Origin of the sequence: Streptomyces blastmyceticus (assembly GCF_039521185.1) — a bacterium.
Classification (GTDB): domain Bacteria; phylum Actinomycetota; class Actinomycetes; order Streptomycetales; family Streptomycetaceae; genus Streptomyces; species Streptomyces blastmyceticus.
In genome coordinates, this window is the sequence record NZ_BAAABW010000026.1 from 1,090,610 (window position 1) to 1,099,578 (window position 8,969).

General features: G+C 75.3%; 7 protein-coding genes. 3 read left to right on the forward strand and 4 right to left on the reverse strand.

Annotated elements, in window-relative coordinates; translation table 11 throughout:
- Window positions 1-3 precede the first annotated feature (3 nt).
- From ABD269_RS27185 to ABD269_RS27200, 4 genes are all read right to left on the reverse strand, one after another.
- On the reverse strand, window positions 4-1,830 hold the full coding sequence (locus ABD269_RS27185) for a phospholipase C (RefSeq protein WP_344121950.1): 1,827 nt from the start codon (window positions 1,828-1,830) through the stop codon (window positions 4-6).
- Complete coding sequence (gene efeB, locus ABD269_RS27190; RefSeq protein WP_344121951.1) at window positions 1,820-3,100, reverse strand: iron uptake transporter deferrochelatase/peroxidase subunit; 1,281 nt, start codon at window positions 3,098-3,100, stop codon at window positions 1,820-1,822. Before efeB ends, ABD269_RS27185 begins: the two co-directional genes overlap by 11 nt.
- Window positions 3,097-4,248, reverse strand: a complete 1,152-nt coding sequence (locus ABD269_RS27195; RefSeq protein WP_425572979.1) for an EfeM/EfeO family lipoprotein — start codon at window positions 4,246-4,248, stop codon at window positions 3,097-3,099. Before ABD269_RS27195 ends, efeB begins: the two co-directional genes overlap by 4 nt.
- Window positions 4,249-4,484: 236 nt before the next feature.
- Window positions 4,485-5,222 carry a nuclease-related domain-containing protein gene (locus tag ABD269_RS27200; RefSeq protein ID WP_344121952.1) on the reverse strand — a complete coding sequence of 246 codons (738 nt, stop codon included), beginning with the start codon at window positions 5,220-5,222 and terminating at the stop codon, window positions 4,485-4,487.
- 353 nt (window positions 5,223-5,575) lie between these two features.
- On the opposite strand from ABD269_RS27200, the gene ABD269_RS27205 reads away from it, so the two are divergent.
- The 3 genes from ABD269_RS27205 (at window position 5,576) to ABD269_RS27215 (ending at window position 8,967) form a co-directional block, all read left to right on the forward strand.
- Window positions 5,576-6,316 (forward strand): DUF4142 domain-containing protein, encoded by a 741-nt coding sequence (locus ABD269_RS27205; protein WP_344121954.1) that lies wholly within the window; start codon window positions 5,576-5,578, stop codon window positions 6,314-6,316.
- Window positions 6,317-6,407: 91 nt separating this feature from the next.
- Window positions 6,408-7,223 carry a TIGR04222 domain-containing membrane protein gene (locus ABD269_RS27210; RefSeq protein WP_344121956.1) on the forward strand — a complete coding sequence of 272 codons (816 nt, stop codon included), beginning with the start codon at window positions 6,408-6,410 and terminating at the stop codon, window positions 7,221-7,223.
- Between the two features lie 142 nt (window positions 7,224-7,365).
- Entirely contained in the window at window positions 7,366-8,967 is a 1,602-nt protein-coding gene (locus ABD269_RS27215; protein WP_344121958.1) for an alpha/beta hydrolase, read from the forward strand.
- Window positions 8,968-8,969 lie beyond the last annotated feature (2 nt).

The window sequence follows — 8,969 nt, forward strand, 5'->3', positions numbered from 1 at the left end:
GCTTCAGCGGCGGCCACGGCCACGGCGGAGCAGCAGTGTCGCCGCCACCCCCGTCGCGGCGACGGCCGCCCCCACCACGAAACCCACCGGCACCCCGGATCCCGGCCCGGAGGGCGTGGGGCCCGGCACTGCCTGCGGTCCGGCGTCCCCTTCCGTCACCCTCGCCATCGCCGCTCCCCCGTCCCGCACCGATCCGTCCTTGTCGAGCAGCACCCGCTCCTCGTGCGGGTGCTCGAAGTCGAAGAGGTTCAGCAGCGACCCGGCCCGCTGGTCGAAGGACGAGTCGCCGATCGGGGCGGTGTGCCAGTTCCACTCCACGAACTTCAGGACGGAGGTCTGCTCGGTCGGCGTGTGGTCGACCGTGCCGGCCCTGCTGTACGGCGAGATCACCAGCAGCGGCTGCCGCGGGCCGGGCCCGCAGCGGTCGGCGAGGCCCCCGGCCGGCGCGGGTGCCGTGCGGCAGGCCGGGCTGTCGACCGTCCGCCCCCTGGGGCCCTTGGCGCGGTCGCCCGAGCCGTTGAGCGGCTTCGCGTACGCGTGGTCGTACCAGCCGTCGGAGTCGTCGTAGGCGATCACGACGGCGGTGTTCCGCCACTCCGGCGCGCTCTGGATCTTGTTGATCCACTCCACCAGGAAGTGCTGTTCGTCGAGGGGGTCGGAGTATCCGGCGTGGCCGTCCTGGAAGGCCGGGGCCTTCAGGAAGCTCACCGCGGGCAGCCGTCCGGCGCGCAGGGCCGCGTCGAAGTCGGTCAGGTCGTACTGGTGGTTGGCCGGCCCGTCGTGGCCGATCTCGGCGACGGAGCGCGGCGGCAGGTGGTGGGGGTTCGCGGTCGAGGCGTAGTACTGGAACGGCGCGTGGTGCGGGCTGTAGTCGACCACGCGCTCGCCGCCGACGTTGGCGTGGGTGCTGCCGGAGCACTTCGCGTAGTGGCCGCGGCGGCCGTCCCAGGGGGTGCTCGGCCGGAAGCCGCCCTGGAACCAGCCCCAGGAGACGCCCTCCTCGCCGAGCCGGTCCCCGATGTTGGCCCCCTTGAGGGCGGCCAGCGGGCTCTTGGCGGTGTGGTCCTTGTCCGAGCAGTCGTCGTAGGCCGGTTCCGGGTCGTTGATGAGCGTGCCCACGCCGTCGGCGCCGGGCGAGGTGACGGCGTACGGGTCCGGTTTCGGCGTCCGGCGCGGGTGTTCCGTGCCGGACGCGGGGTCGGTGGAGATCACTCCATGGGTCTGGCCGGAGACGAGGTTGACCGCGCCGGGCGTGGACGGGCCGTAGGTGGTGCCGAAGGAGCGGTCGCTCATGCTGAAGTGCTGGGCGTAGTTCCACAGCGCGGTGACGGTGTTCCCGTCGTAGTAGTCCATGACGAGCCCGGGCTCGCCGAACAGCTTGCCCGAGCACTTCCCGGAGTCGGTGTTCTGGACGTAGCGGTCGGCCCGGCCGCCGTCGGCGGCGTACTGCTCGGGGCTGTAGGAGTGGTTCTGGTCGCAGGTCATCGCCTGCCGCGGGCCGAGCCGCTTCGGCGCGTACTGGTTGGGATTCTTCGCGAGCAGGCCCGCGGTGCGCAGGTTGTCCACGCGGGCGGCGGTGTCGCGGGCGGGGGTGAAGCGGGTGCCGTCGGTGTTGGCGGCCCTGGGGTAGGTGGCGAAGTAGTGGTCGAAGGAGACGTTCTCGTCGAAGACGACCACCAGGTGCTCGACGGGCGACGCGGTGTCCGCGGCCCGCGCGGGGACGGCCGGTGCCACGGCCAGCGCGGCGGCGCCGAGCGCGGCGACGACGGCGGGACACCGGGTGACGGTGCCGTTGCGGACGGCACGGGCGATACGGGTGTTACGGGGCATGCGCGGTCCCACTCTCGTCCATCAAGGCGCGGCCGTACCAGTCCGCGCCGTCCCGCACCCCGGGCAGCGCGAAGAAATAGCCGCCGCCGAACGGGGTGACGTAGTCGGTCAGCGGCTCGCCCGCCAGGCTCCGCTGCACGGCGGTGAACTGACGGTCGAGGTCCTGCTGGTAGCAGCAGAAGAGCAGCCCCATGTCGAGGTTGCCGTTGCGGTCGGTCCCCCGGTCGTAGTTGTACGAGCGGCGCAGCAGCCGCCGGTCCTCCGCTTCGGGGGTCCGCGGACCGGCCACCCGGATGTGGCTGTCCAGCGGGGTCACCTCGCCCTTGGGGTCGAGGGCGTAGCGCGGGGCGTCCAACTCCCGGTCGCCGTCCAGCGGTGCGCCGGTGTCGCGGTCGCGGCCGAGGATCCGCTCCTGCTCGGTGCGGGGGACCCGGTCCCAGAACTCGACCAGCATCCGGATCAGGCGCACCACCTGATAGCTGCCGCCGGTCGTCCAGCGGGGCTCGCCGGAGCGGGTGCCGGTCCACACGAGCCGGTCCATCAGGCGGGTGTCGCGGGGGTTCGGGTTGGCGGTGCCGTCCTTGAAGCCGAAGAGGTTGCGGGGGGCGCCGGTGGGGCGGGGCGGGGCGGTGAAGCCGTCGAGCCGCCAGCGGATCTGGAGGCCGCCGCGCGTGTGCCGGGTCAGGTCGCGCAGGGCGTGCAGGACGGTGTCGGTGCTGTCGGCGCACAGCTGGACGCCGAGGTCGCCGTGGCACCAGGCGGGGTCGAGGTCGTCGTCCGGGAAGGGCGGCATGGTCCGCAGCCGGCGCGGGGCGTGGCCGGACAGCCCGAAGCGGCCGTCGAAGAGCGAGGAGCCGGCGGCCACGGTCACGCGGAGCCCGCCGTCGGCGGGGACGCCCGGGCCGAGGAGCCCGGAGTCGGAGGGCGGGCCGGTGATGCCGACCGGGGGCGGTGTGCCGCCGGCCGTGAGGAAGCGGGCCCGCGCGGTGAGCGCGCGCAGCAGGTCGGCGAGTTCGGCCCGGTTGTCGGCGGTGACGTCGAAGGCCACGAAGGCGGTGTTCCGGGCGGGCGGGGTGAGCAGGGCGGCCTGGTGGGTCCCGTGGAAGGGGGCGGTGGTGTACGGGCCGGGGGGCGCGGCACCGGCGGTGGCGCCGACCGGGCGCTGCCTGTCGCCGGGCCCGGCGCCGTGTTCGAGCAGGCCCCCGGCCATGGCCCCGCCGAGGCTCATGGCGGCTCCCCGCAGCAGCCCGCGCCGCCGGGGCCACGTCATGGTGCCCTCCGGGGTTCGCAGAGGGCCGCGACGGGGGCCAGGCGTTCCACGAGGTCGGCGACGGCGGCGTCGAGGCGTTCGCGGTCGGTGCGGGCGAGGCGGGCGAGCGGGGTCCAGCGGGGGTGTCCGGGGCGGGGGCCCTGGCGGTCCAGCAGGGCGCCGGCGCGGGCGATGCGCCGGTCCAGCCCGTCGAGGCCGGGGTAGCGGCCGCGCAGGAGCGGGCGGAGGCGGTCGAGGACGGCGCGGGTGCCGTCGAGGTTGGCGCGGGCGGTGGCGAGAGTGCTTCCGCTGCCGTAGTCGGTGCGGCCGGTCAGCTCGTGCTCCAGGGTGTCCTCCAGGATCTCGTGGGCGCGCAGCCCGAGTTGGGCGGGGTCCATGCGGGACTGCTCCCAAGTGGCGCGCAGCGTACGGACGTCGGTGTCGAGGCGGTGCGCGGCCCGGCGCAGGTCGGGCCCGTGCTCGCCGTGCCACAGGCCGTGCTCGACGCGGTGGAAGCCGGTGAAGCCGGGGTCGCGCACTCCGCCGGGGAGACCGGCGGTGGTGCCGTCGACGGCCCGACCGGCGTCCCCGAAGGCGCCGTAGGCGGCGCCCATCCGCTCGTAGTCGAGGTGGGCGGGCAGCCAGGCCGCGCGGGCGGCGGCCGTATCGCCGCTGTCGACGGCCGCCCGCAGGGCGTCCGTCGCCGTCACGAGCCCGTCCATCCGCGCGCCGATCCACCGCTGGTAGTCCAGGGCGGGCGGGATCAGGTCGTCGAGCCGGACGGGGACGGCGGCGGGCCCGCCGCCGCTCCCCCGGACGGGGGCGGTGATCCGTACGGTGGGGCCGGTGACGGCGTCCGCGTCGTCGGGCAGGCAGACGAAGGCGTACGAGCCGGGGCCGAGCCGGGCGCGCAGCTGCCGGTGGGTGCCGGGGGCGAGGGCTTCCGCCTCGGCGTGGACGGCGCCTGCGCGGTCCACGAGGCGGGCCTCGGTCGCGGTGGCGGAGGTGTTGTGCAGGACGAAGGTCTGGGTGCCGGGGTGGGGGTGGGGCCAGGGGGTGCCACAGGCGCCGGGGGAGATCTCGACGGTGGTGGGGGGCTGCGGGGGGCGGGCGGTCGTCGGCGCGGCGACGGCGAGCACGGCGGCCAGGGCGAGGGCGGCTCTGGGCACCGGGCCGGCGACCCTCAAGTGCCGCACCGGCCACGGCCGTTGACCGGGCTCCCCTGCCGCGTCAAGCGCGCCCGGGGTTCGAGGACGACCGGGGCCCGGTTCTGGCACTGCGACGGCTCCCTACGGCAGGCGGACGCACACGTCCCGCCCATGCTGGCACCGGCCCGTGCGCCCGCACCGGGTCACCGCACCGCGCACCCCGAAAGAGGCCGAGGATTCACCCGGGTGATGACATGTCACGCCCACAGCCAGACGCGGCGGTTGCGGGCCACGGTGTGGATGCGGTCGGCGCGGCTCGGGTGCAGCACCCCGCCTGCCGCGCCGAGCGCGGCCGCCTGCGCCTCCTCCAGCACCTGGACGTCCTCCAGCGCCGGTGACACCTCCACGCTCCCGGCCCCCACGAGCACCAGGACCGGCCGCACCTGGACGAGGAAGCCGCACCCGCGCGAGAGGACGAGCGAGGCCCGCACGCAGTCGTGCCGGATCTCGCGCACGTACGGGCGCGGGTGCCGCTCGCGGGAGACGCGCACCAGGGTCTCACCGACCTGGACCCGGGCCTTGTGGGCGGGCTTGGCGGCGACGCCGAAGACCCCGCCGGGCCCGATGAGGAGGTGGGCGATGACGGCGTCGCCGGGCAGGACGATCGAGTGGACCACGTCCCAGCCGCCCGCCGTCAGCTCCTCCAGGGCCGCGCCGACGGCCTGTTCGGCCGCGAGCGCGCGGCGCCAGGCGTCCTCGACGGGGCGCCGGCCGAGGCAGCGGGCGAGCGCCAGCGCCACGCGGCCGGTGCCGGAGGCGTCGAGCCGGGCGCGGAGCGTCTCGCCGGGCCGGTTGGGGGCGAGGTCGTCGTCGGGCGGCAGGAACAGCCGCTCCGGGTCGTACGCCTTCCCGTTGGCGCTCGTCTTCCTGGCCGCTTTCCCGCCGATTCCGTCGTTCGCTTCGTTCGCGTCGTTCCCGTCCGGCCGCTCGCGCACGCCCACCACCCCCCACCCGCCATAGTGCCGCAGAAGCGGGGGAACCAACCCGCCCGGCCGCCCGTTGAACCGGTGAGGCCCCGCGACATCCCCCCGATCGCGGGGCCTCACCAGTGCCCGGGGCCTTGCGGGAGCGCGGTGCGGAACCCGTCAACGTACCAACCGCCCCACCCGGCACGGGCGACCTTCCGCCCGCAGTGACGCAGGCCACATCCGCGCGCCGGATCCCGGGAAGCGGGCAAAGGTCCAGGCCGGGCCCCGGTTCGGGGGCGGCCCCCGGCGGGCGGGCTCGCCGAACCTCCTTGTGGATCAGCGCGAAGGGCCTACGGTGCGGTGCCGCACGAGGAGGCATCATGCGATCGTTCACCGGCACCGGCCTGGTCGTCACCGCGCTCACGGCGACCGTCGCCGCGCTGCTCTTCCCCCTCTGGTCCTACCGCGACCGCACCGGCACCGGAGCCGTCGACCTCACCGCCGGGTCCGTGGCCACGCCGTACGGACCGCTGTCCGCGCTCGACCGCGACTTCGTCGACCGCGTGCGGCTGGCCGGGCTCTGGGAGCTGCCCGCCGGGCAGCAGGCCGAGCAGCGCGGCACCACGGCCGGGGTGCGGCGGGCGGGCGAGCACCTCGTCGAGGGCCACACCGCGCTCGACCGGCACGTCCGCGAGGTCGCGGACCGGCTGGGCATCGACCTGCCCAGCCAGCCCAACGCCCAGCAGCGGCAGTGGCTGACCCGGCTCGGGGCGGCGCACGGCGACGCGTACGACCGGGAGTTCACCAACATCCTGCGGCTCGCGCACGGCACGGTCTTCACGGTCGTCGCCCAGGTGCGGGCCACCACCCGCAATTCCGCGGTGCGGGAGCTCGCCGACGACGCGAACACCACCGTCCTCGACCACATCAAGGTGCTGGAGGACACCGGCCTGGTCGACTTCGACGGCATCGCGGCGCACACGAAGCTCCAGCAGCCGCCCCCGCCGACCGCCGTTCCCTCGGGCATCCGCCCGCCCAGCGCCTTCCCGCTCCCTCCGGCCGCCACCCGGCCCGAGCCGTCCCCCGCCACCCCCTCGTCCCCCGGACCGTCGGAGAAATGAGTTCCCGCGCCCGTACATCCGGACCGAATAATCGTCCACATGTCGGCACAACCGATGGCGGGATCACGGGACGGTCGAGTACACATCCTGTATGTGGGTCATTCTGCTGCTCGTCGCCTGGGCCGCGGCGTTCCTCACCTGCGGCCGCCTCTGTCTGGCCGCGGCGGCCGCCGGGCAGGCCCCTGAGCGCGCCCCGGACGGCGCCCGGCCGCAGACGCTGACGCTCTACGAGGCGGCATTCCTGGCCGGCGGCCCGCACCGGGTCACCGACCTCGCGCTGGTCACGATGGGCCGGCAGCACCGCCTGCTGCTGGCCCACACCGGCTGGGCGACGGTCGTCGACCCGGTGGGCCGCGACGAGCTGGAGCGCTCGGTGATCACCGCCATAGGGCCGGAGGGCCAGTCACCGGTGCCCGCGGTGCGCACCGCGCACGCCGCCGCCGACGCCGTACGGGCGCTGGCCGACCGGCTGACCGCGGCCGGGCTCGCGGTGCCCGCCCCGGCCCGTACGCACATGTCCGCCGCGGTCCGGCAGGTGCGGGCGGCCTGCCTGCTGATCGTGGTGACCGGTGCCACGGCCGTGCTGTTGACGCCGCCGGAGGCGCACCAGGGGCAGGTGGCGGCCTGGTTCTCGCTGCCGCTGCTGCTGACCGGCGCCTGCCTGGCGATCGCCCGGATCGAGGTCCACCCCTATACGAGCTGGGCCTCGCCCGCGGGACAGGAGCTGCTGGGCCGGATCTCCACCGGGCTGCCCGGCCGGAGGCTGCGCGCGCCCCGCGGCGGCGCCGGTGACCCGGGCGACGACGCGGGCCTGCTGACCGCGCTCGCCATAAGGGGCCGCAGGGCCCTGGCCGACCCCGAGCTGCGCTCCGCCCTCTCGGCGACGCTGCGCGACCACCGCTGCTGACCATCCGCAGGACCGGCCCCCTCCCCCGCGCCGCTGAGCCCATCGTGCCCAATGCGCCCGACACCGGGCGTGGGTGCTGTACTTCACCCACCACCGAACCAATTATCCCTTTTGTCGGATTAACACCGCGAAGGGATGGCCAGTGAGATCAGCAGCCTTGTACGGAGCCCTCGGATCCCTGGTCCTCACCGCGCTCACGACGGCCCCCGCACCGGCCGACGGCCTCGGCCGGGCGAAGCCGCCCGGAGGCGGCACCGAGGCCCGCGGGGTCGCCCTCGCCGCCCGGGAGGCGGCCGACAGGGGGATCCGCTTCGGCGCGTGCCCGGCCTCCGAACAGCTGCCCGCACCCGTGCAGTGCGGCACCGTCTCCGTCCCGCTGGACTACGCCCGCCCCGAGGGCAAGCACATCGGCCTCACCGTCAGCCGCGTCCGGTCCACCGGCACCCGCGCCGAGCGCCAGGGCTCGCTCGTCTACAACCCCGGCGGGCCGGGCGGCTCCGGCATGTTCTTCCCGCTGCTCAGCGCGGTCAAGCAGTGGCAGACGACGGCCAGGTCGTACGACTTCGTGGGCTACTCGCCCCGTGGCGTCGGCCGCTCGGCGCCGCTGTCCTGCGCCGACCCGGCCCGCTTCACCAAGGCCCCCACCCAGGCCCAGGAGCACCCCACCGCCGCGTACAAGAAGCAGCGGATCGCCGAGGCGAAGGCGTACGCGCAGGGCTGCGCGCGCCGGGCCGGGCGCGACCTGCCCCACTTCACCAGCCTCAACAACGCCCGCGACCTGGACGTCCTGCGCGCGGCGCTCGGCGACCGGAAGCTCAACTACATGGGGGCCTCGTACGGCACGTACTTCGGCGCGCTCTACGCCACGCTGTTCCCCGGGCACGTGCGCCGGATGGTCTTCGACAGCGTGGTCGACCCGGCCGGGCAGAAGATCTGGTACGAGAGCAACCTCGTCCAGTCCGCGGCCTTCGAGCGGCGCTGGGGCGACTGGCAGCGCTGGGTGGCCAAGCACGACGCGGTCTATCACCTGGGGCACAAGCCGCAGCAGGTGGCCGCCGCCTACGAGCGGGCCCGGCAGCGGCTCGCCCGGCGGGCCGCGGGCGGCAGGGTCGGCCCCGGGGAACTGCACTCGGCCTTCCTCCAGGTCGGCTACAGCGACAGCCACTGGGCCCGGAGCGCGGACGCGCTGGCCGCGTATCTGCGCGGTGACGACAGGGCGTTGCGCACCCTCGCGGCGCCCGACCCGGCGTCCGCGCGGGCGAGCGAGAACTCCAACGCCGTCTACACCGCGGTCGAGTGCAACGACTCCCCGTGGCCGCGCTCCTGGTCGGTGTGGGACCGGGACAACACCCGGCTCGCCCGCCGCGCCCCGTTCGAGACCTGGCAGAACGCCTGGATGAACCTGCCGTGCGCCTTCTGGACCGCGCACCAGCAGCGCCCGCTCGACGTCGGGGCGGCACGGCACGCGCTGCCGCCGACGCTGCTGCTGGCCGCGGAACGGGACGCGGCGACGCCGTACGAGGGGGCGGTGGAGCTCCACCGGAGGCTGCCGGGCTCGTCGTTGGTCACCGAGCGCGGTGCGGGCACGCACGGGATCGCGTACGGGCCGAACGCGTGCGTCAACCGGCATGTGGAGACGTACCTGCTGACCGGCGCGGTGCCGTGGCGCGACGCGTCCTGCGCGCCGCGCCAGGAGCCCGTGGCGACGACCGGCGCGAAGACGAGCGATGGCGTAGCGGGCTGAGG